This is a genomic window from Corallococcus llansteffanensis (assembly GCF_003612055.1).
GTDB classification, from domain to species: domain Bacteria; phylum Myxococcota; class Myxococcia; order Myxococcales; family Myxococcaceae; genus Corallococcus; species Corallococcus llansteffanensis.
The window spans coordinates 1-23,169 of record NZ_RAWB01000081.1 but is presented as its reverse complement, the minus strand read 5'-3'; the positions used below and the strand labels follow the sequence as shown (position 1 = coordinate 23,169).

General features: G+C 63.6%; 13 protein-coding genes, 1 tRNA gene and 1 pseudogene. 9 read left to right on the top strand and 6 right to left on the bottom strand.

What is annotated here, in order from left to right; all coding sequences use genetic code 11:
* The 3 genes from D7V93_RS10350 to D7V93_RS10340 all read left to right on the top strand — a co-directional run.
* The coding region (locus tag D7V93_RS10350) for a phenylalanine--tRNA ligase subunit beta-related protein (protein ID WP_504739566.1) at positions 1–644 on the top strand (644 nt) is incomplete at its 5' end.
* Positions 645–737: 93 nt separating this feature from the next.
* The gene (locus tag D7V93_RS10345) at positions 738–1,124 is read left to right on the top strand and encodes an integration host factor subunit alpha (RefSeq protein WP_120613048.1); all 387 of its coding nucleotides are present in this window, start codon (positions 738–740) and stop codon (positions 1,122–1,124) included.
* Positions 1,125–1,209: 85 nt separating this feature from the next.
* A tRNA-Pro gene (locus tag D7V93_RS10340) sits at positions 1,210–1,286 on the top strand.
* A gap of 213 nt (positions 1,287–1,499) precedes the next feature.
* Here the strand turns inward: D7V93_RS10340 and tnpC are convergent.
* The 3 genes and pseudogenes from tnpC to tnpA all read right to left on the bottom strand — a co-directional run.
* A pseudogene (gene tnpC, locus D7V93_RS10335) lies at positions 1,500–2,164 on the bottom strand (IS66 family transposase); the annotation flags it as partial.
* Between the two features lie 229 nt (positions 2,165–2,393).
* Entirely contained in the window at positions 2,394–2,786 is a 393-nt protein-coding gene (gene tnpB, locus D7V93_RS10330; protein WP_279636883.1) for an IS66 family insertion sequence element accessory protein TnpB, read from the bottom strand.
* Between the two features lie 133 nt (positions 2,787–2,919).
* A complete protein-coding gene (gene tnpA / locus D7V93_RS46530) occupies positions 2,920–3,135 on the bottom strand; it encodes an IS66 family insertion sequence element accessory protein TnpA (RefSeq protein WP_244237218.1) in 216 nt (71 codons plus the stop codon).
* Positions 3,136–3,204: 69 nt separating this feature from the next.
* Here tnpA and D7V93_RS46065 point away from each other — a divergent pair, with 69 nt between their 5' ends.
* On the top strand, positions 3,205–3,594 hold the full coding sequence (locus D7V93_RS46065; RefSeq protein ID WP_208722972.1) for a hypothetical protein: 390 nt from the start codon (positions 3,205–3,207) through the stop codon (positions 3,592–3,594).
* A 68-nt stretch (positions 3,595–3,662) separates the two neighbouring features.
* Here the strand turns inward: D7V93_RS46065 and D7V93_RS10315 are convergent, their stop codons facing one another.
* The 3 genes from D7V93_RS10315 to D7V93_RS44405 are packed head-to-tail and all read right to left on the bottom strand — an operon-like array spanning position 3,663 to position 11,358.
* Positions 3,663–8,384 (bottom strand): helicase HerA domain-containing protein, encoded by a 4,722-nt coding sequence (locus D7V93_RS10315; RefSeq protein ID WP_158623696.1) that lies wholly within the window; start codon positions 8,382–8,384, stop codon positions 3,663–3,665.
* Positions 8,381–9,766: a hypothetical protein gene (locus D7V93_RS44830; RefSeq protein ID WP_158623695.1), complete on the bottom strand. Its 1,386-nt coding sequence runs from the start codon at positions 9,764–9,766 to the stop codon at positions 8,381–8,383. The genes D7V93_RS10315 and D7V93_RS44830 overlap by 4 nt, the downstream gene beginning before the upstream one ends.
* The gene (locus D7V93_RS44405; RefSeq protein WP_147451118.1) at positions 9,763–11,358 is read right to left on the bottom strand and encodes a hypothetical protein; all 1,596 of its coding nucleotides are present in this window, start codon (positions 11,356–11,358) and stop codon (positions 9,763–9,765) included. Before D7V93_RS44405 ends, D7V93_RS44830 begins: the two co-directional genes overlap by 4 nt.
* A 351-nt stretch (positions 11,359–11,709) precedes the next feature.
* Here D7V93_RS44405 and D7V93_RS10310 point away from each other — a divergent pair, with 351 nt between their 5' ends.
* From D7V93_RS10310 to D7V93_RS10290, 5 genes are all read left to right on the top strand, one after another.
* The gene (locus D7V93_RS10310; protein ID WP_158623694.1) at positions 11,710–13,734 is read left to right on the top strand and encodes a Druantia anti-phage system protein DruA; all 2,025 of its coding nucleotides are present in this window, start codon (positions 11,710–11,712) and stop codon (positions 13,732–13,734) included.
* The gene (locus D7V93_RS10305; protein WP_120643235.1) at positions 13,731–15,356 is read left to right on the top strand and encodes a hypothetical protein; all 1,626 of its coding nucleotides are present in this window, start codon (positions 13,731–13,733) and stop codon (positions 15,354–15,356) included. Before D7V93_RS10310 ends, D7V93_RS10305 begins: the two co-directional genes overlap by 4 nt.
* Positions 15,349–16,752 (top strand): hypothetical protein, encoded by a 1,404-nt coding sequence (locus D7V93_RS10300; RefSeq protein ID WP_120643234.1) that lies wholly within the window; start codon positions 15,349–15,351, stop codon positions 16,750–16,752. Before D7V93_RS10305 ends, D7V93_RS10300 begins: the two co-directional genes overlap by 8 nt.
* Entirely contained in the window at positions 16,752–19,934 is a 3,183-nt protein-coding gene (locus tag D7V93_RS10295) for a hypothetical protein (protein WP_120643233.1), read from the top strand. The genes D7V93_RS10300 and D7V93_RS10295 overlap by 1 nt, the downstream gene beginning before the upstream one ends.
* A 101-nt stretch (positions 19,935–20,035) precedes the next feature.
* Positions 20,036–21,447 (top strand): IS3 family transposase gene (locus D7V93_RS10290; protein WP_120643232.1). Its coding sequence is split into 2 segments (ribosomal slippage): positions 20,036–20,917 and positions 20,920–21,447, totalling 1,410 coding nucleotides; the frame shifts between segments, so codons are not numbered across the junction.
* Positions 21,448–23,169 lie beyond the last annotated feature (1,722 nt).

The window sequence follows — 23,169 nt, the reverse complement described above, 5'->3', positions numbered from 1 at the left end:
TGCACGCGTTCGACCTGGACAACGTGGCGGGCCTGGTGTGGGGCGTCCGGGGAGGCCGGAGCTGGACGCAGAAGGACGCGCGCGTGGACTTCTACGACGCGAAGGGCGCGGTGGAGGCGCTGCTGCATGCCCTGCACGTGGAGGGCGTGGGCTTTACGCCGGCCGAGCCGCCCGCGTACCACCCGCGCAGCTGCGCGCAGGTGGCGCTGGCGGACGGGACGGTGCTGGGGCACGTGGGCGAGGTGCACCCGCGGGTGACGAAGGCGCTGGGGCTGCCCGAGGGCGTGTTCGTATTCGAACTGGACACGGATCCGCTGTACGCGGCGGCGAGGCTGGTGCCGCAGGCGGAGGCCCTGCCGAAGTACCCGGCGGTGTTGCGCGACCTGGCGGTGGTGGTGCCGGTGGAGCTGCGCAACGAGGAGGTGCGCCGGGTCATCCTGGAGGTGGGGGCGCCGCTGGTGGAGGACGCGTTGGTGTTCGACGTGTACACGGGCAAGCCCATCCCCGAGGGGAAGAAGAACCTGGCGTACGCGCTGAGGTACCGGTCGGCCGAGCGGACGCTGACCGACGTGGAGGTCACCACGGCGCACCAGCGCATCATCACCGAGGTGAACCAGCGGCTGGGGGCGGCCCTGCGCGCCTGAATTCCTCAGTGAAGTCAGGACGTTGACAGGGTTCGGGGAAGGCTGACACCATGCCCCGCGTTCACCGGCCAGCACGGGTGCCAGAGGGCTCGCATGACGAAAGCGGACATCATCGAGGGGGTCTACGAGAAGGTCGGCTTCTCGAAGAAGGAGTCGGCGGAGATCGTCGAGCTCGTGTTCGACACCGTGAAGGAGACGCTGGAGCGCGGGGACAAGATCAAGATCTCCGGGTTCGGAAACTTCCAGGTGCGCCAGAAGAAGGCGCGCGTGGGGCGCAATCCGCAGACGGGCAAGGAGATTGAAATCAGCGCGCGCCGGGTGCTGACCTTCCGGCCGAGCCAGGTGCTCAAGAGCGCGCTGAACGGAGAGGCCCCGCCGGAGAACCACGCGGAGATCGACGCCCAGGAGGAGGCTGCGGCGGACGCGGCCGAGGCACGGGGCGAGGACTTCGACGAGGGAATGGAAGAAGGCGAGGAGTGAGTTTTCCCACGGTCCCCTTCACCTCGCGCTTGACCCAGGAAACCGGCGAGGGCATAAGGGCGCACCGTTTCACGACGGCCGTTTTCGGGGCGTAGCGCAGCCTGGTAGCGCACTTGCTTGGGGTGCAAGTGGTCGCAGGTTCAAATCCTGTCGCCCCGACCAAAATGAAGGCCCTGGAGCTTCCGGTGCGAACCGGTGACTCCAGGGCCTTTGTTTTTTCTGGGTGCCTAGGCTTCAGCAGCAAGCAGGGCCTGGGGAACGGCCTCGGTGGGGCCTGGATCCGTGGGCCGTAACCGTCCGGGTTTGGGTGTGTTGACGGCAGACACGTGCCGTTCCGGTCATGAGCCGTTGCGAGCCGCACCGCAGCGATGACGCTCAGGAAGTGTCCGCGGCGATGCGGCGGCTCCATGGACCGGGCAAGAGTTCATCCAGCCGACTGGCCGGGTGGTACTGCACGCGCAGCAACACGTCGGCGAGGTAGTCGCGCGGATTCACCCCGTTCGCCTCGCAGGTGGCCACGAGCGAGTAGAGGCCGGCGAGGTTCCGGCCGGCGGCGTCGTGGCCCACGAAGAGGAAGTTCTTCCGGCCGAGGGATGCGACGCGCAGCGCCCGCTCCGAGCGTTGTTGTCCAGCGGCAGCCGCACGTCCTCGACGAAGCGCGTGAGGGCGTCCCATTGCCCGAGCGCATACGCGATGGCCGCTCCCATCGGGCCGCGCGGTGGGTGCAGCGGTTGGTGCTGCTCGAGCCACTCATGGAGGGACTGGAGTGCCGGGGAGGACTGCTGCTGGCGCAGGGCCAGGTGTGCCGCAGTCCGGGTGAGGCCCGCCTCCTTCACCGAGGCCTCGACGCGGTAGAGCGCGAGGATGAGGCGCAGGGCCTCTTCTGCCGCCGGGCTGGGCAGCGCCTCGAAGAAACGGCGGCGCACGTGGGCCCAGCAGCCCACCCGGGTCCGCCCGTCGGGAGTCGTCACCCGGTTGTAGCCCGTGTACGCGTCCACCACGAGCGCGCCCTGGGTGCCGCCCAGCACCTCGACGGGCGTGGTTGTCAACGGGCCGGGGTCATGGACCGCATGAGGGTCGGCCGGGGCTTCGCGACGGAGCGCCTCCGTGACGGGCGGCAGCTTCTCGGACTTCTTGCCGAAGACGGTGCGGGTGAGCTTCTCCACCTGCGCCTCGAGACTCGTCAGCCGTTCGCGAAGCTCCTCTGCTTCTTTGCGCCAGGAGCAGTGGTGGTCGAGAAGAAGCTCGCGAGCCATGCTTCTCTCGTAGTCATCGCCGCGTGGCCCCGCTCGCCGCCCCCGGCATCGGCTGCTCGGGCGGCTGCCACTTGAGCGGCCTGCGCACGCGGGAGACGTCGATGCCGTCCAGCAGCATGGCCAACTGGGTGGCGTCGAGTTGCACGCACGTAGCGTCCTCGGCCACCTCGGGCATGCGGAAGCGGCCTGCCTCCAGTCGCTTGTAGAGCAGCAGGAAGCCGCCCCCGTCCCAGGCCAGCACCTTCACCTTGTCGCGTCGCTTGCCGAGGAAGACGAAGAGGTGGCCGGAATAGGGGTCGGCCACGAGGGCGTGCTGCACGTGCACGAAGAGCCCATCAATCGACTTGCGCATGTCCACCAACTCGGCTGCCAGGTGGATGCGAACTGCGCGTAGAAGAAGAAGCACGTCAGCCCAGCGCCGCCAGCACCGCGCGCAGGTAGCCCACGTCCGTGCCGGGGGAGAAGCGCAGCACTAGGCCCGAAGGCAGCGCCGCCTCAAGGGGCGTAGCGCAGGGACAACTCACTGGGGCCGGCGCCCCCTACCGCGCTGCAAGCGCGGTGGAGCTTACCACCTCCGCCGGCAGCAACTGAGGAGCCGCCGCCCGTCTGGCCTCTCGCCGCAGTTTGTAGACCCAGAACTGCAGCGTGCTCACCGAGACGCCCTTGGCTGCGGCGAACTCCTTCTGCGTCTGCCCGCTCGCCTCCTGCTCCACCACCCACCGACGCCACGCGCCTGCTCCCAACTGCTTCTTCATGTTTCTCTCCATCGCGTCCCCAAGAACGCGTGGAGGTCTCCCCATCCGCTCAACTCACCCGACGCCTAAATGCGAACGGGTACGGCCTCGAAGGCTTCCGCGACGCGCGCCCACTCCGGCTTCTCCACCTGCTTCGCCATGCCCAGCAGCGTCCGCCGCCTCCTGCTGCGCCAGCAATCCCTCACCGCACGTCGTTGGCCGGACGGTTACGACTGGGCCTTGCGCCGCTTCCCTCACCTCTCCCTGTACCGGCTGCCGCCCTACAGCCCTCAGCTTCAACCCATCGAAAGGCTGTGGCGGCCCCTGCGCCAGCGGGGCACGCACAACCTTCTCTTCGACGAGATGACCGAGTTGCAACAGGCGCTGCGCTCGGGCCTGGGCTACTTCCGGACACGCCCTCACGTCATCCTCAAGCTCTTCGGCTCGCTTTGGACAACGACCGGATTATCCGAGGCGTGAATCAGGGGCGGCTGGGGTCTGCGTGAAGCGCCACACCTTGGCATGGTACCACCGGTGCGACGATCAATTCATGGCGAGCCGAAGTCACGCTGCCATTCGAAGAAAGGCAGGTCTCGGACCTTTACCAAGCGACCGGTTTGCCCACGATTCGACAGCCCGTAGCAGAGACTGGTGTGGATCTCCAACGAGCTAAGTGTTGTTGTCCAGGACTTGGCTTCCTCTGGCTGCAACCCGAAGAGACTCTTGAGCGAGTTCGGGTTCACGTCCGCCATCCGGTGGAGGATCCACGTCCCGATAAGCGGCTTGAGCGGGCTATCCGCCCCATCAAAGTGGTGCAAGAACTGCGTCGATAGGATTACTCCACACCCAAACGCGCGGCCCTGCTGCATGACGTTCTTCAAACTGCTGAGGTTCAGCCCCATGAAGTCGTCTGCCTCATCTACTAACACTAGCCGCCGCAGTTGGCGCAATTCAACCTGTGTGCCATCGGCTGCCCTTCGAGGCTCTCGGAGCGACTCTCCCTGCTGAACCATGCGAGCGAAGAAGCCGTTCATGAAGAACGAGATGACCGAGCGAATTACTGCGTCTGTACCGACCAACTTCCTTAGGTCGATCACGTACGCGGCGTCGAAGAAGTCTCCCAAGTCATTGCCAGGGTCCTCTGGGGCGAAGATTTCCAGGTCGGCCAAGTCATGGATGACGGACATCGGCGCGCCGGTCGCTAGGCCATCGTGGTCCATGAGGTTGTAGAGATCATGGATCGTCGGAAAGGGCCTCCCCCACGTCTGAGGTTCGTTCTCATCGATGCCCGCGTTGGCGAGGGCGCGCTGAACCCCTGCGATGAGTTCCGCTCGCTGCACCTCGCCTGTGACGCGTGCGATCGTCCGGATCGTGTCTGCGAACTCGCGCGCTGCGAGTTTGAGGTCGAGTTTGCTTGTAGGCGCCTTGAGATGGAGAGGGTTAATTGGCAGATGGTACGGCTCGAGAACCTTTGCGCCAATGGTATGCGCGAAGCCGCCGGGCTGCGTGTCGATGTAGTCACCTTTGTAGTCGAAGATAATGATGCCCGGGCGGCGCCCCCCCGGGTTAACGTGGCCGTTCCTGAGCAGTTGGGCCACCAACGACTTTGTGAGCTGGGTCTTCCCTGTGCCCATCGTGCCGGTGATTCCGACGTTGAAATGGGTGACGAGGTCTGTCCGGTTAGGTCGCCACAGCGCTGGCTCAGCGCTGGCGAGCACGGTTCCAACTCGCACCTCAATGCCGTTAGAGGGAACTGACGGTGACGTATGGGGGAGCGCCTCTTCCACTTTGTCGGAGCTCTTGGAACTCCTGCCTTCGGGCAGAGTGGGCTCCTCGGCGGCTGATACCACTCGCCCCCCTTGCTGACCAGCCATGGCGATGGCGGGCGGAGGTTTCGGATTGGGTTCGCTCGTGGGCGGAGGCTGCGCGAGCGTACCGGCCTTGAGAGGGGCCACAGTGAACGACGGCTGAGGAGGGAAGTTAAACTGCGCCGGCTGCTCTGGTCTCGTGACAGGCGGGAGCACACGGTAGTGTACGTCCTCCATGGCCTCCGTTTGAGTTCCACTGGCGTTAAGTGAGCGCATGGAGCGAGAGAACCTCTCATCGCCGCCCCATTCAGTCTCAGGTACGAGCCAGCACTCCGTATCGACGGTGAGCGAGACCTGTCCCTGCGCCACGAGCGCGTCATCGAACTTCGTCAAGATGTCCTTCCACACGTAAGCGGCGCGCTGTTGCCCTGCCCCAAGCCACAGGAGGCGACGTAGCGCTTGACGGGCAGGCGAACTCACCCCGCCAGGCGCACCCAAAGTCGCGCGCAGGCGTGAGGCCGTGAGGAGCGCTTGCGTTGCAAGGCGTGCAAGGGAAGCGACCGTGCTAAGCTGAGCCTGCGTTGTTCGAGCCTTGAGCTCTGCCACACGGATCCGGGTGATCTGGCGACTGTCAGCGGCGGCTTCGATGATGAGGAGGTCAGCGCGGCTCTGGTCGCCACCGAATTCGCGCGCCATCACGCGCGCCCAATTGGTGCCCTCAGACCCGTCAAGGCTTATAGCGAGTGTCACAGTTGCGCCACTGGTGCTTCGAGCTTCCCGGAATGCACGCAGGATGCCGAGCCAGCCGAGCAGGTTGCGTGGGTCATCTCCGTCTAGCAATTTCGCAATGAACTTTCGGCAAGGGTAAAGGGCAAGCATCCCCTCGCGAATCGCCTTCAGGTCAATACCATGCGAGGACTCTGCTCCCGCCCCGTTTGAAATCCGCGCGAGCTCGTCGGCGATCCCGGCGTCGAAGACCTTGCCGTCAATGAGCGTCGCGGCCACGTCTCTGCCCAGCGCTTCGTACGCGGCTATGGGTTCAGCAGAGTCAGGGCGGATCGGCCACCCTCCTGGCGCGACGAAGGTCTTTACTAAGGACTGCCCCAGACTGCCTGACTCGTTCGCCGGATCGAAGCCGCGACGCAGGTCGAAGTTATGCTCCTTGAGAACCCGCCGGTAGTCATCGATGTGCGGAACTCCGGTCAACTCGATGGCTCTAATGTTTCCGCTTCGACCTGGGATGTACTCGACATTCCACGCGCCAGTCGAACTTGGCATGTTCAGGGTGAGGTAGGGGGTCTCCACCGCTTGGAGGGACAAATGGACGTCCTTCGTGCCCGCAGCCACCGGCTTCGTTACGAGTTCCAAGGTGACACCTGCGCCAGGCGCCACCCCCCAGACATGGGCGAGTTCTGGGAGATCGGCCTCCGTGGGGCAGAATATATCTGCTGCGCGCTTGCCCTCGGAGTATGAGCAGATCACGCGCAGGTGAACGTTTTCCCCCACTGAGTTGTCCAACGCGAACCGCGAGACCGCGTCTTCGTAGAGCCCTTGGATGACATGGCTTGGGTTCGAGACATCAACCAGTTCGACGTCAACAGCGCTCATCAGGCCACGTGGCGCGAGGAGGTTCCACAGCACCTGCATGCCTTGCTTGGCGGCCATCATCAGCCCTTCACGGCTCGGGCCGAAGTGGTATCGAGCGTGGAAGCAGTAGGGTTCGCCTTGTGGGTAGAGCGCTTCGGGCATCTGTCCAACGTGAAGGACTATGCTCGAAGGGAATGGCGGCGGTTCTTCACGGTTACCAAGCCATAGTTGGGCGCGGGTAAGCCTGAGGGGATGTGTCGGAAGTAAGCGGGCTGCGATCGGGCGCTGGTCAGACGTGACCGAGAAGGCCATGTCTAGGTTGGTTACAGCGACAGCGAAGCGGTGCGGCGCTGGCTGCTCCCGCTGACATGTCTCTCGTACGAGCGCGCCATACGCGCTGAGGTAGGCTTCTACCGCGTCGCGCGCATTCGCCGCGACCGTGATTGGGACAGACTCAAGCAGTAGGATCGCAATCTGGGGCGGGGTTAACTCTGAATCCTCATCGCCAGGAACGAGTGCTGCAATTGCCGACAAGAACTCGCGGCGTGCTGCGTGTAACGCGGCCACGCGATCGTTTGTGGTGGCATCCAAGGAAGCGCCTGACACTTCTAGGAAGAAGCGCTCTATCGGGTCGCGCGACGGCTTGGCGTTGCTCAGCAGCGCGAGGTGGGAAGCAACCTCGAGAGAGCCCCCGTTCTTCCACAGAAGGTCGAACTGCTCCGCGGCGTCCCGGAGAAACGGTGGGATAGCGGCGCCACGTAGGTTGAGGCGGGTGCCGTCGGGGTGCCGGATAGAGAGTTTCAACTCAGTTTGGTCGACCTCTATAGACTCCAACCTCCCTTCAAGGCCAGCAGCGCCCAACTCGCTGACTACTTCTTCTTCACGCCATACCCTCTCAGCATCGTCACCTTCGCTATCATCCAGAGGCGGTTTATCTCCAGGTTCATTTCCGCTGCCATTGTCCTCTCGCAGGAGCGCCTCGATACTGCCTGGCTGTCTGAGGAAATTCAGCAACTCCCTGCTCAGGCCGCATAGCCGCTCCGGATCTTGCTCAAGCCCGACGCTAAACCTCTCTATCGAGATCACAAGGTCGGTGATGGTTTCGAGAATGTCCGATGAGGCTGTTGGCGCGAGCCCACGAGCCTCTAGTTCGTGCACAAGCCGCTCGCGCGTCGTGGTTGATAGCCGGGGGATGAGACCACGGAACTTGCGCAGGCCGTCTAGGAATTTCTGGTTCGTCAACGAATCAAAGGTTTGCTTCCATAGGGCAGAAGGACGCTCGCGCTTCGGATTCAAGGTATTCGGCACAAACCCTAGGAGAGGGAGGGCTTCGAGTTCGCCGCGAACACCGCCGCCGACCGCTTGTGCGCGCACAGCAAAGCGGCCGAGTTTCTCGACCGAGGTGTCCTCGAGCCTTGCCCCGATCATTCGGACGTTGCTCGCTCCAATCGCATTAAGGAGTTCCAGCCCCGCCGCTTGAGCGTAGTAGCGGGCGATCGCTTGCCCCTTGATCTCGACGAGCATTCTCTCCAGGCCAGCCTCACCAGGCGTGGAGCCAGAGTTGAGGTACACGAGCAAGAAGTTCGGTAGAGCCACGAGGCTTCGGTCGTTCCGGATTCTCGTCGCCTCGGCCGCTGCGAGGTCGGAGGGAAACACCTGGACGTTTTTCGGCAGGGGGCGACTCGGAGTCGCAGCTGTCCCGACCACGACCTGGGTGGCGGTGAACTGCTCCTTGGACAGGAGCCCAGCTATACCATCCAGACACTCATCAAGGCAGTCGTCCAGAGGCAAGCTGTGACACCGCAGCCCCAAGGCCTTCGGAGGGAGCGCTTGGGCCGCTCCAACGAGCGCGAGTTCGATTACCTGGGAGATCACGCTCCACCTCCGTCGATGATGACGACATTGTCGGATTCTTGGCGCGCCAGCCCTAGCGCAACGAGATGATCGCGGTTGAGGCGCCCTGCATCGCGGATTGAGTTTGTGCCGCCGCCGAAGCCCAGCGCGAATGCCGCGCGTGCCTCCCCAGGGCCGCCCATGATGATGCCGAGTTGCTGCTCTGCTCGCTGCGCGAAGGACGCCCACGAGAGTTCCTCGAATGGGCGGAGGAGGGCGTGGACGAGCGTCGCGAGTTGCCGAGCGCCCGGGCAGAACCATCGCTTCGGCGCACCCCGCGAGTCAGTCGGGAAGAGCCAACCCGCGGCAGCGCCAAGGTTCTTCGCGTGCACGCTAGGCTTATAAATATCATCCTGGGTCGTGAGTCCTTTATCCAGCGCAAATTGATCAAGAGTTGCGCAAGCGCTCAGCAGGGATTGCTGAGCTCGGGAGATGGCCTCCTCGTCTCTCCTCGACCGCGGCGCCACCATGAGCAGGAGCGGCTTGGGATTCGTGCTGCTCGGGCGCCATTGGACGAGATTTAGAAATATGATGAGGGACGCGAGATCTACGACGGCCATCAGCGTGTCCGCCTTCGCGGAGCCCGCCCTCCGCCACGCCAGCAGGTTCTTCATGCACTCTGCGGTCCTCGCGGCGGCATCATCCCACCTGGTGCCGGATGGGAGGGGGAACGCGCTGAGCATCTTGGTAGCCTGTTTTGGGAAGCCTTCGATCGCTAGACCAAGGCGCGCTACAAGCCGACTGTGGCAGTCCCTGTCATTCGCGAGCAGTGCATAGAGTTCTTCCGCCGCTTGAGCTCCATCTGGGGTTCTGCACAGCATGCCTAGGAACGTAGCCGCGTGCATGCCGGCTAGGGTATGCGTAGTTGTATACCCCGCGAAGCTCAGGCCTGGGGTCGAGGAATCACTGCCACCCGCAGCGAAGACGCGCCTATCTGCGTTGATGGCGTCGGCGATAAGTGCATGAACCTGCGACGCGCGATCATCACTGAACTTCGCAGTGATGGTCCGCTGTAAGTGTTCCCGGCCAGCCTTGACGAATGGCAACTCGTCGGTTGTGTCATCCACCAGCGAGAGAGGCCCATTCTTCGTGTTCGTCACGCAGAGGGCTCGTGCGGCGTCTGTTAGTCGCCACTGAGCGCCGAGTTGGAGGTCTAAGGCAAGTTCTACCGAACTGACGTACTTCTTCGGATCGAGAGGTTGGGAGCCTACGTACGGCGTATGAGGGAAAAGTCTCAGTAGTTGAACCAAGCCATTCGCGATATGTACCCCACGCACTTGGTTCGTTCGGATAGACAGGCCCCATGCGGCGTACTGCTCCTTCACATCGACCTTGCTCTCCTTCTTGTCCTCCTTCTTCTTCACGCCGTACCTCCGGCCACTGTGCCGCCCTCAATCGTTATCTCGGTACGGGTTAGGTCGAGAGCGTCATCGAGCATGATGGAGTTGGGATCTCCCCGGCGTGCTACGCGGACTGGTGTGGATGATTCTGGGCTCTCGGTTGCGCTCGCGCTTCCCGCGCGTGCAAGCCAACGTTCGGATGCAAAGAGATCCTCATGCACTAATCGCTCGTTCGCGATGATGAGTCCTCGGAAAGTCCTCGGCATCAAGCGTAGACGCGGCCCATCAGGCGTACCGAGCCATACGAAGGGCGGCCGCCACGCTTTCAGCAGGAATGCCTCGACATCGGGAGGGGGACGCGGAACTGCGAGTTTGAATCTAGACGCGTTGAGGTCACGGTCGGCCACAAGCGACGCGCTCGAGGATCTGGCAGTGTCGTAGCAGAGCATCTGCCAAGAGGGCAGGATGGCGGCAGCCTTCCACAACCCGAGGCGGGAGTAGATCCCGCCGACCAGCACGCGAACAAGTGGTCCGAACGCATGCCAGCCAGGACCTTCCTTCAGCAGTTGTTGTACGGTGCCCCCGTACTGGTCTTCAGCGAGAGAGAGTGCCCTGGCCTCCGCGAGGCCATGCACTGCGGCGATTCGGATCAAGCGCCGTCCGTCGCGCCACCCTTCGCGGTCGGCTGCGAGCGCCTTCAGCGGCGACCCCTTCATTCGGGCTAGCAGATCGCCCGCCAGGATCCTGCGCGTGAGCGACGCGTCCGGTGTTACAGCGGGATCGCACTCCTGGCGAGCAGCGGAGAAGAGGGGATCGTTAATCTCGCCCGCAAACAACCTCGCGCCCACTGCATCCGCCAGTCCAACTGGGCGTTCGTCACTTGGCGCTCTCGCCCCAGTCGCCAGAAACGCGACGAAGGACCATAACTGCCGCATTGTTACGTTCGCTCCAGCACTCGACGCCGACCTCACTACCAATGCGACCCACTCCCGGACACGCCGGTCCGAGAGCGCACCCTTGGCGAGCGCGAACGCTTCGCGTGTAGGGGGCGCGAGGTACGGAGAGTCCGGGATCGCGAGGACCTTATCCAGCATGGCCTCGACCGTTGGCTGTCTATCGAGGTGGCCGAGATCAGCGACGGCCACGTCTACTGCGGTGGCCTCCCACGAGGGCCTAAGTGCCGTACGTGATCGTGCGATCTCGGCAAACACCCGGACTTGTTGCTTGGTCGACCCGCGCGCGTGATCGTACAGGCGCTCAAGTTGGCCGCGGTTGATGGCGAGGAGGAGGCGGCGGTTTAACCGGAGAACCTCCTCTACTTGCGCTGCCAAGTCGGCGATCGGATCCGTCGTGACCCCAAGGCGTCGAGCGGACGCATCGGTGATTACTTCGAAGTCCTTGGTCTTCGCGGTTAATGCCGCGAAGGTCTTCCCATCTCCAGCGCTGCCTGTCAGCACGAGGTGCTTCGGCCCATGGCCAGCATCAAGGGCGCTAATGAGCGCGGTGACGGGCGTATCGATCGCGAGCGCACCGACTTCGCTCTGGTGGCCAATCTGCTCGACCGCGGCCGACTTCCCGCGGTAGAGGTCGAGCAGCAGGTCGTACGTTAAGGGCATCGGCGCCTCCCGAGGGGCCTCAATAGACTCTTCCCTCCCGCGCCGGGACCAGCTACCATGCCGCCCCTTTAGCGGTGGACCCCTTTTAGAGAGCCAAAGGTATTTTAGATGCTGGAGAAGCGGGCAATTCCGTTTCCGATCGCCCTAGGCCCCCCATGGCTGGGGCGGCACGTACTGACCGTCGCAGCGGACTTGGCTAAGGGCGATTTCGTCGCGGCCCGCAGTAGGGCGCAGCGGTTGGAGCAATCAACCCGGGAAGAAGAGCAGTCGACAGCCCCTGTCGCTGAGCCAGCAGGAGGAGGCCGCGTTAAGAGGGTCGCGCCGACTCTCCGCGCACAGGCGCTTTGCCAAGTGCTGGTCGACCTGGCCACCAACGGATGGGCCGTAGTGGTCGACACCGGCCGCGTCTACGTGCGTGCTCCCGGTTGGAAGGCGACCGGGGCAGGGCTGACCCCTGCTCAGGTGCAGCAGGAGAAGGAGGCCGTCCGGCAGAGCCTCGCCGCGCGAGTGGACGAACAGTTGAACCGGGCAGGTGCTCAGCAGTTCATCTACGCACAGGAACGCGCACACTTTGCTATGGGCGGACCGCGGAGCATTCTCTCGCTGATCGCCGATGGGCCCGCCCTCGCTGCGTCCCTCCGAGCGGTGGGGCCTAGCGCCATCGAGCCCTATATCGAGATCGCGGATGACCAGCGGGACCCGCACACAGGGCTGAAGCTTTGGGACGTCTTCCGGTACTTCCGGTACTTCTGGTCCTTCCCTTACTACTCCACGCCGGGGCGAACGCTCCCGATCCTAGTCCGCGACGCTGGGCAGCCTAACCACCCTGTCTGCGGCCTCCTCTGCCTAGCGAGCCCAGTGCCGAAACTCACCGTGCGTGATAGCGCACTCGGGCTCACTCCCACTTGGCTTGAGGCGGTGGTGCTCGTCCTCGAAGCGCTCGCGCATGGGCCTGACGAGGCCCTGCTGCGGGCCTTGGCGGCTGTTGAACTGCTCGGAGACGCTGCGGTCTCGAGAGAGCGCGTGGCGGCGGACGTCGGCGCTCTGCTCAAGGTAGATGTCGATGGGGGTCCCAACGTGGTGGAGCGAAGGCTGCTGTCCCTGAGCCAGCGGGCTCGAGGTCAGCGGGTCGCCGCTGCGAGGCGGCGGCTCTCGTTCGATCTTATGGAGGAACTTGAGGCTGCTATCCGAGCCATCTCAGTAAGAGATCTCGGGCTCACACATGCACAAGCGCTCAAGAACCCCTCGCGGTGGGTCGCACAATTGGGCGAATTCGCCGCTAAAGCACGAGATGACTGGAAGCGCTCACGCTCCCTCGCGGAGCCGCAGGCCGAGGAGAACCGACGAGGCTCGCAGGAGATGACCGACGATGAGATCAGCGAGACTGCGCGGGAGCCATTGTTCCGCAAGAAGCGCGCCGCCCAACTGCGGGCGCTGCTGGTCGCGTGGGAGAACCTCCGCCCAGTGGAGGGCGAAGATGTTGGCGATGCGCTGCGTCGGCACGTCCTCGGCGAAGGATTCAAGTGGCCACCGGAGGCGTTCCAGCTCACCGGCGGGAAGTACGTCTCGCAAGGCGCTCGCAGTGCGCTCCATCACCGCCTGAGCCGGCTCATGGCCTCCCAGGTTGCTGACGTCTCCGTATGCGGAGCCATTCCGCCCTACGGGTTGTTGCTGGGCGGGAAACTCGTCACGCTGCTCGCCCTGTCGCGCGGGCCCTCCGCGCTCTACTTCCAGCAGTACTGCAATCAGGTCTCCGACATCGGATCCAAGATGGCCGCTAAGATCGTGCGGAAGCCGGCCGATCTTATTGCTATCACAACGACCAGCTTCTTTAGCGTGGGCAGTTCGCAATACAACCGTGTTCGCCTTCCGCCGGACCTTGGCGGGGTTGGCTGGGAGCATGTCGGGCAGAGCCGTGGCCATGGCACGCTCCACTTCTCTCTAGAGACGACTGACCTGTTGCAAGACCTCCTGCACGTTGAGACAGGGCAGGCGCTCATCACCAGCCGCTTCGGCGAAGGTCCATCAGAGCGCCTTCGGAAGGTTCGCGATGGCCTGTTACTACTTGGGCTCCCAGCGGATGACCTCTTGATCCACGGTATGCCACGGCGTGTGTACCTCGCTGAGTTTGCGCCTCATTTCTCCCGGATCGGAGTGGAGGGAGCGGCTAAGCCCTGGCGGGTATCGGGACCATCTGTCGAGCAGACCGCTGCCTTCTGGCGTGCGCGTTGGCTCGGACCACGTCTAGAGCGTCGGCCTGAGACCTTCGACGAACTAGGGCGGTTCCGTCGGGAGGACTACCTTCTGTCCAAGCGGCTCAAGAGGAGTGGGCTGCAGCAGGGGGAACTAGCGCTGGTGAGCGGAGGAGAGACGTGAGCTACGAACTGCTCAAGAGTTTGTATGGGGGACATGCCTCGAACGCTGACCTGGTCCGCAAGGAGGATCTGACGCTCTTGCACATTGATACGCCCGTTGAGGGCTATGTGCTCCAGTGCCTCCGCGCGAAGAAGGACGTCGTGCTGACCGGTAACCCCGGGGATGGTAAGTCACATGTGATTCGCCTCCTACAGGCGCGCGGCAATATGCCACCGGCAGTGCTTGAGCCCGACCTTTCGGCGCAACCCACTGCTGACGTCACCCGTCGCTGGGCAGCCGCTGCTGCGAGCGGGAGCCCCTTCATCCTATGCGGGAACGAGGGGCCTCTCTTGGAACTCATCGACGCCGCGCTCGCGATCCCTGCCCTGGTCAGTCGCGCCACCGAGTTGCGTGATCAACTTGGCCACCTCGTGGGGCCGAGGAGAGAGTCGCTAGCGAGGACACCAGAGCGAGTGGTGCTGATTGATCTCGCCGACCGGAATTTGATTGACGAGCGCAACATCGAGCAGGCGCTTAGTCGCGTGGCTCAGCACAAGTTCCTGCCCCATGAACTCAAGACGCGGGCGACCCAGTCCTCCGCTGGGCGGAACATCATGATGCTCTCGTCCTCTACCCAGTCTACCCAGGCACGAAAGCGCCTCGCAGCGCTGATCGCGATCGGAGGGAGGCGTCGTGGCGGCCACTTCACATTCCGGCAGCTATGGCAGGCGGTCGCGCTTGCGATCACCGGAGGGAAGGCAGCATCCACGCTCAATGTGGAGTTGTCGCAAGGCAAGATAGGGTTGGGCACGTACCCCGCCGACAACATAGTCAAGGCGAACGCACACGGCGCGCTCATCGAAGCGGTGCGCGCTTTCGCTGACCCTGCATCCGTGACTGACCCTGACCTGGATGAGGCGCTCTGGTCGCAGGGCGTTGGTGGCTTGGGGCGTGTTGATGCGGATGCTCCTCACGAGGTGCCTGCTGCGCTCTGGGAGCAGGGCCTCCGTGATGCGGCGATCCAGACACACCTCCAGTTGAAGCGCTATGTCGCGATCGCTCACCCCGAGGGCGATGCCCTGTTATCGCGGCTCCGGGAGCGTAGCGATCTGCCATCGCGTTATGATGACGCCGCCCTGCTCACCACGGTCATCAACGGGATCCGCAGGCTCTATGTCCCGCCCGGTGATGACGAACTGGTGCCCGACTGGCTCCTCAGCGGCATCCCGCTCTGGATTGGCCACACTTATGCTGACATCGAGCCCACCCGTCGACCTTATGTCGCTGCGGGCGCTCGCCCTGCTGATGAGTTCGGGATCCTCCGACCAGAGCGTGTCCCGTGGCTTTCGGATGTGATCGGTCCACCACCTGATGAGGCGTGGCTCCTGCACAAGCCCTCCGGCGCTCTGCTCAGGCTCGACCCTGAACTCCTCGACGTACTGGTGCGTGCTCCGACCTCCGCTGGTCCGTTGCCGCTCCCAGAGCGAGTCCAACGCTTCCTTGCGCGGCTCGCAGGGTGGGAGGAGGCACATCCGGAGCAATTGGCAGGTAGGACATCGTTCGCTGTGCTGTCACATCCGCGCGGGCAGTTGATCGTGCACGGCGGCTTCAAGCAGGCGAAGGAGGGGGCATCGTATGCCTAGGCTACGGATGAGCCTTGAGGTTGTACGTGCGGTACTTCAGGGCCGGAAGGAGCAGCGCGGCCTCTTCGAGGAGATGGTCGGCTTTGCCTCGGGGACGGGCTCGCTGAAGAATGTCCATATCATGAACGACCTGGCGCAGACGGTCTGCGGCGGTGCACCTGATGAGGCTGGGGACCTTCTGTGCCGCATCATTCGTGAGGGCTTTGAGGACGATCGTTACGACAACAGCGAGGCTGCGCTGCGGCGGGACCCGCGCTACGGCGGCGCGTTCGAGCGGGCATACCCAGTCACACTTGGGGCCGAACAGGTGCGCCGTCTCCGCTTGGCCGCGCGCGCGCTCCTCAACGTCGATGGCGGCATGTACGTGGCCGGCGATCAGATGGCGAGTTCCGTCGCGACGAACATTGCGCTCCTCGGAGCAGAGGGCTTCAGGCGCTTCAGGATAGGTGCCTTTATATCGTCCGTGTTGGACGACGCGGGCCGTCAACGTATTAAGGAGTTCTACTCGACGGACACAGACCCTGTCTCTCGGACGCTAAAGCCGATATTCCAGCAGGGGGTGCTTGTCGACCGCGTACCACGCCGATCTGGAAAGTCGTCGCTGACCCCTCTCGACCAGGCATTAGGGGATCGGCTTGGAGTGCTCCTCAGTCAGCCACTGAGTAAGCCACTCCTCTTGAGGTATCTCGCCCTCGCATCCTGCATGGCGCTGATCCTCAAGATCTATGGGGCGGGGAGAGAGGCTGGCAGGCCTGCTTTGCTGGCGCTCCCCTCGCAGAGTGAGGGCGCTTCGCGCCCACTCCGCGAGAAGGCCGTGCTGTCATTGAGGCGAGGTGTCGCGGAGTTCGACCGTGCTCTTTCCAAGCGCATCGCAGAGGTGTCTGACGCTGCGCTGTGGCGCTCTGCGAAGCCTGGAGAGGCTGCCGTAGAGGTCACCGAAGGAGATCGCCTCAAGGCGAGCGCAGCGCTTGTCGAGGCGCTCCGCGGAGCGCGGTCTGGCGGGGATGACGAAGAGGGGAAGATTTACTGGCCACAAGACTTTGCTGCGAACTTAGGCCGCCGCGCTGGCTTCATCCTCCCGAAAGACGGCCGCGCTGGTTGGGGAAACTACCTCGCCTTGTCCCCCGAGATGGTCGAGGTCTTGGTGCTGATGTTCGTCCCTCATGGGCAACAACTTGGGTGGCGGACCTTCTGGACGAGGGTCCGGGATGAGTTGGGCTTAGTGATCGGTACCAATCAGCCTGAGGACGCTGCCCTGTTGGAGCAGGCGGGAGTCCCGAACGTGAGCCTGCAGGACTTGAGCGACAACGCCATGGCGCTCTTGGAGCAGAGCGTTCGAAGAGGGGTCGCGCGGTACTTGCCGGATAGTGGTGCGGAAGTGGGGGTTTACGAGTGATGAAGATCGCGACTCTGATCGCAATGGCCGCTGCGCGAGTTATTCAAGAGGAGTCCGGCCTCATGGGCGTTCGCATCTGCCCGGTCTCGCTGCGGCCTGCGGATGTCGGCACGCTGGCCCAAGAGGTTCAGAAGCGCCTTGGCAAGAAGACCTACGTGGCTATCTCCGTGCCTGGGGCTTCGCCGGTGGAGAAAGAGCGAGTCTTCGTCAGTGAAGGCTCCGCAGCAGCAGAGCGCGCTACCCTCTGGCGTAATGAGGTGAAGATCGAGGAGGACGAGCACCTCGTCTACGCAAGCGTTCAGGTCCATGGGAAGGCAGGTGGCCTTGAGGATACGCTGACCCCGCTAGGCGAGGCGGGGCTGCGCGAAGAGTTCGTTCGATGGGCTGACGGTGGCGACTCTGGCCTCCCTCGTGGGCTTGGTGCGGCGCTCCGCGACTCCGGCATCTTGGAACGCGTCTCGGCTGCGGCGCTCTGCCAGTATGCGCAGGCAGTTCTGGGGGACCGGAAGCGCTCGGATTGGGAGGCATGTGGGCATCACCTCTCGCTCTTGAACCTCGCGCGTGATTCAAGGCTTGACGGTCGCGCTGCGGGCGAGCGCCTTGCAGAGAACGATAGGCTTGTGTCCAGGGCGGCGACCGGCGAGCGGGTTGGCAGTACAACTGAGGGGCCGCTGTCTGAACTCCGCGCGGCATTTCAAGCTGCTACAGGCGACATACAGGAGCGCCTTGCCAAGGTAGACTTGGCCACGCTTCTTGACGAAGGCATGAAGAAGCGGGAGCGCCGTGGTGAGGCACGGGCCAAGGCGAAGAAGAGCGCGGTGGTTGAGCCCGCGAAGCCGAAGAAATCGAAGAAGCATAAGGCTGCGACGCCGCGTAGCCGGGAGGAGCAACTCATCGATGTTGCCCAAGGGGCGCAGCAGGGAGAGCGGGAGAAGGCCATCGCCAAGAAGGCGCGGGCTATCGGTGAGGTATCTCCCCTAGAGGCGGGACGAAGTGCTGGGGCCTCGCCGAATGGAAAGGTAGAGACTCAACCGGAGGTGTGGGGAAAGACGGACGAGCGGCGTGAACTTGGTGCGCTCGCCAATGTGTTGCCGCTTGGACTCGCGAAGATGATCCAGGCGCTCACAAATGGGCGAGGCTTCGGGCTCACATGGCGCGCCCGCAACGTAGCTGCGAGCCTTATCCGTGATCTCCCTCTGAATGCGGAGCCGGTCGAGAAGGGCCCCAGCGCAGAGGGCGATGCGCTGGCTAATGCCAGTATTGCGCAGTACACGGCTGCCCGGGATGCACTCAAGGAGCAACTACGCACCTCCGCCCGAGGTGGTGATGGCTTGGCCGAGTTCATCAAGGCACCCTTGATCAAACTCGCTGAGTTGGAGGTGCGTGCAAAGGCCAAGGAACTGCTCCGAGTCGCAGCAGAACTCTTGGACCTCGCCACTTCTTCCATGGACTCAAGGCTGTGCCAAGTCGTAGCGCAGTTTGAGACGGTTCGAGTTGCCTCGCGGGAAGGGGATATTGTCATCGTCCTTGGGCCATTCCACCCCCTCTTGCTCAGCCAAGCGGTGGGGAGGTTCGAGGCGATCCTGACGGACTCGAAGCTTGGACAAGAGGGGAAGGCGCTGCTGGCCCGCTCTTTGTCCGAGGCCCCTGCTGCGCCTGAGCACTGGCCGGTGGAGGGGGAGCCTGTCCTTCGACTGAGCAGGAGCATCGGTGGACTCCTCACATACCAGTCCACAGCGGTTGAACTCGACCCCAAGGAGGTAGCCGACGCATCGAGTGCGGTGATCTCCTCCTTTGTCGAACTGTCGCCCCACTCGAAGGTCGGCATGCGTATTGCGGTTGATGGCGCGCCGATTAACGGGGTAGTCGAGGGGGCGGCACTGGTCTTGGCTGCTGACCCTTCGATCACGCGGATTACAGTTGCTGCAGGTGGTGAGGGGGTCCCTGAGTTGTCTGACCGCGCTGAGGCGGTGCTGCGCGATGGCCGCTTGGCGCTTGAGGCGCTCTCGCGCGGTGCGACCTCGTTACCCTCTGCTCGCCCACACCTGATCTTCAGGTTAGTGCCATCGACAGCAAATCCCGTGGTGACCGAACAAAGCACCCCGAGTCATCCAACGCACGCGAGCGGTGGGGGACTTCTTCCGACGGAGTTCCAAGTGTTCGGCACGGGGTTCCGTGTGAGGACACCCATCGATCCCAAAGAGCAACCGGCGTTGTGCGCGTTTGAGGCGCTCCATGCGCTCCAGAGCAACCGCCAACCTCAGCGCGCGTTCCTTCGGACGGAGTTCGCGGCGTCCCTGCGCTCGATCCTTGTGGAGCGACGCGGGTTTCCTAGGTCGAGTTGGGAGGTGGTGGTCGCGCCGAAGGTCGCGACGACGCCTCCGCCTGGGTTGTTTTTGCTGGCGCATGAGCGGTTCTCCGAGCGCCTGGAGTTCGCGATCGTGAGCGAGGATGTGACGCCAGCGAGCCGTGCCCTTAGAGGAGGTTTCGAATCCTTAGGGATCCAGGAGTTGACGCCGACAATGGTTCGTGACCTTGCAACAAGGCTCGCGAGCGCGACGAACCGCGGCATTATCTCTCCAAGGCGTACTGGCAAGCATGTAATCGCCGCGAGTATCGTCGGTGTCGCACTGCGGCAGGAGTTCCGAGGAGAGGGCTTCGTCGCGCCGCTTGAGGGCACTTCGGCGGTGACGTTGCTGGGAATCAACCCAGCCGACGAGTCAGGCGCGATGGCGATCGGGTTCGGCGCACGGGACTCCACGCTTCATTTCGTCGTTGGCTACGCAGCGCTTGAGCAGTCGTTGGCTGCCGAGTTTGTTCGCGGCAAACTCACGGGCAGTCTTGCAGACAGGTGCGAGCGCTTGCTTCGGTGGATCGAACTCGCGAGCCTCGATACTGGTGGGGTTGGGACAACTGCTGCGCGCGAGGCGCTGAACTGGCTGCTGTTCCCGGCTTTGGCAGAGCGAGACATTGAGGGTGGGGCGACCCACCGGTTGCTCCTGAACTTGGGTAGAGGGACGCGCATCTCGACGAGCGTGCTCTGCTATCTGCCTGACTCTGCGAACGTCCTTGGAGGACGTGGCGCCGCCAAGTTGGGGAATAGTCCGGTCTCGCTCCGCACCTTGAACGTGGAGACGTTCGAAGCGCTGGTGCTTAGCGGGGGCTTTACGTCTGCTGCTTGACTTGGCAGTGCACGCGCGGGGAGCGGTGACCCTCTCTGCCAACGTGAGTGAGACAGTCCGTACCCAGCAGTTGAGTGTGCAGGGCGACCCAGGCAGGGACGATGAATCCGGTGGTGAAAGAGGCTCGGGTTGGGGAGACCGAGGTGATGGAGAAGGCGAAGCGTCGTCGCTTCACGGCGGAGGATAAGCGGCGCATCCTCGAGGAAGCGGACCGCGGCACGAAGCCCGGTGAGGTGGGCGCACTGCTGCGCCGCGAGGGGCTGTACTCCTCGCTCTTGAGCGTCTGGCGTCGCCAACGTGAGGCCGGAGGACTGGCGGCACTGGCGCCTTCCAAGCGAGGTCCCCCGGCGAAGGTGCCCGAACCGGGTGCCCGGAGAATCGCCGAGTTGGAGAAGGAGTTGGCCCGCTCCCAGGCGCGGCTCAAACGCGCCGAAGCCCTGCTGGAGCTCCAAAAAAGTATCGGAAATCCTGGGAGTGGAACTGCCCAAGCAAGACGAGGAGCCCTGATGGCCGCGGCACGAGAGGCCGTGGGCGCGCTGGGCATCGCGCCGGTGTGCCAGGTGATGGGCCTGCCGCGAGCCACCTTCTACCGCGGACTGCAGCCGAAGCAGGGGCCGGCCCGTGGACGCCGTCAGCCCCGAGCCTTGTCCCCCGAGCAGCGGGCCGAGGTGCTCACCGTGCTGCATGAGCCGAGATTCGCGGATGCGGCGCCCGCGGAAGTCTACGCGCAGCTGCTCGATGAAGGGCGCTACCTGTGCTCGGAGCGCCCGCTGTACCGGGTGCTGGCCGAGAACCACGAGGTGCGCGAGCGCCGCAACCAGCTGCGCCACCCCAACCACCCGGTGCCCCAGGTGCACGCGACGAAGCCGAACGAGCTCTGGAACTGGGACATCACCAAGCTGCACGGCCCGGCGAAGTGGACATACTTCTATCTCTACGTCGTCCTGGACGTCTTCAGCCGCTCCGTCGTCGGCTGGCTGGTGGCGCACCGCGCGAGTCGGCCGCGCTCGCCCAGAAGCTCCTGGCGCAAACCTGCGAGCGCCAGGCCATCCCACCCGGCCAGCTGACGATTCACGCCGACCGCGACTCCTCGATGACCTCCAAGCCCGTGGCCCTGCTGATGGCGGACCTCGGCGTGACGAAGACGCACTCCCGGCCCCACGTCTCCAACGACAACCCCTTCAGCGAGGCCCACTTCAAGACGCTGAAGTACCGCCCCGACTTCCCCCGCGTCTTCGGCTGCCTCCAGGATGCCCACGGCTTCTGCGGCGACTTCTTCCGCTGGTACAACGAGGAGCACCACCACGCGGGGCTGGGTCTGCTCACCCCTCACGACGTCCACCACGGCCTGGCGGACGCGCGCCTCGCGGCCCGCGCCACCGTCCTTGAGGCCGCCTTCGCCGCGCACCCCGAGCGCTTCTCCCACGGCCCTCCGAAGCCCCAGGCCCTTCCGAACGCCGTCTGGATCAACAACCCCGCGCCGCTCCCCAACTCACAGGGGGCTGCGCACTAATCTCTCAGTTTCACTGTCTCATTCACGTTGACAGGTTCCGATGGCGCGAGTCGAGTCTGAGGATGCTCTCCCTTTGGAGAAGGTCCCAAGCTACCAAGTATGCTCGCCGCTATGCGGCAAGCGGGCAGCGCTCCCGCCGCATTCTTGGGCAAGAGCCACAGGCCTTCGCCCCTTCTAGGCTGCAGTCGTCGGTGGCAGCCCGCCGATTCGATGCGCTCATGAACAGGAACATTGCCTGTTGTACGAGACGAGGGTGATAGGAAGGTAGACTCCTGTTCATGGCGTGGAGATCAATCCGCTCCGCAATGTTTCGGATAAATTCTCGGCGCGCAGCATAGGTTCCTGCTCCAGAGTACCCTATGGACTCAAGGAACAGGTCGACGTTCCGGTCGACGACGACAAACCAAGTCCAGTCGAGTCCCTTCCCCCAAGGAGCCTCTGCGAGCCCCATGCAAGGAGCCGATACAAGAGAAAGGTACATGCTCGAGATCTTCTCGCTTACCCGCCACACTCTGGAGAGCGACTCCTGTAGACCTTGAGCCCTAGCTAGCGGATCCGCCTCAGATGAGAAGACTCTCGCGCGCAGTGTCTCCATGTCGCCGCCATCTTCGCCAATGACCAGGGCTGCGGAGGTGGGCACCTTGCCAAAGTGACCATAGCGGCGGAGAAGTTCCGTATGCCGCTTCAGGTGACATGGGACCTGTGGGGCCACAGAACAGGCTCCCTGCTTCTTCTCATTCTTTGTGAGATCGCAGGTTTGAATGAGGTCGTTGTTAGAGGTCGGGAGTCGGCACGTGGAGGTCGAGGACAGAGCGAGGAGCGCATCGACTGATGTAAGCTCCGTCGCGTCTCGCGCCGAGATCGAGCGAAGAATGTTCATCACCAGGGCGTCCCGAAGGCGCTGAAACATCGCAACTGTAACGAACAGGCGGAACAGTGCAGCACTCTCGCCTCGCTCGACAGCAGCCCGCTCGACGGCGAAGTGCCCCACGGCTCTCGGCTCACAGAAAGTTCCTACCATTCCAACGTCACCAGGGTGGCCATGGTGGGTCTCGAAGTACCACTCTACGATGCTGCGCGTGCTCTCGACTTGTCGACGCGAGGGCGCACTCATCCGACATCCTCGCGCAGCTTGGCGTAGACGCTACTCACCTGTGCAGTTGGCATCTTACCTTACAGGTAGAGCACATTCCGAGTGGTAGCACAACTGAAGGAGTAGTGTCGGGACTTGCCGCAGCCGCAAGACCGGCTGAAGTTCGTCGACAGTAAGGAACATTCATACCCAGAGTAGCTTGCCGAGGCCCCGTCGCTGTTGCGTCTGCCCTCTCTGCCAACGTGAGTGAGACAGTCCGTACCCAGCAGTTGAGTGTGCAGGGCGACCCAGGCAGGGACGATGAATCCGGTGGTGAAAGAGGCTCGGGTTGGGGAGACCGAGGTGATGGAGAAGGCGAAGCGTCGTCGCTTCACGGCGGAGGATAAGCGGCGCATCCTCGAGAAAGCGGACCGGTGCACGAAGCCCGGTTTCGTAGAACCCCGAATCCTCAAAGCCCTCTTGCATCGCCGCCACGCGGCAGAGATAGAAGAGAGTGGCGTAGTACCACTTGGTCACATCCGAGAGGGCAGCTCAGGCGGGGCTCTGGGGTTGATGGCTCTGTTGCAGAAGGGGCAGGTGCCAATCTGCCCGAGCAGGAGGGGCTGCAACGCGCGTCGCACCATCGGCAG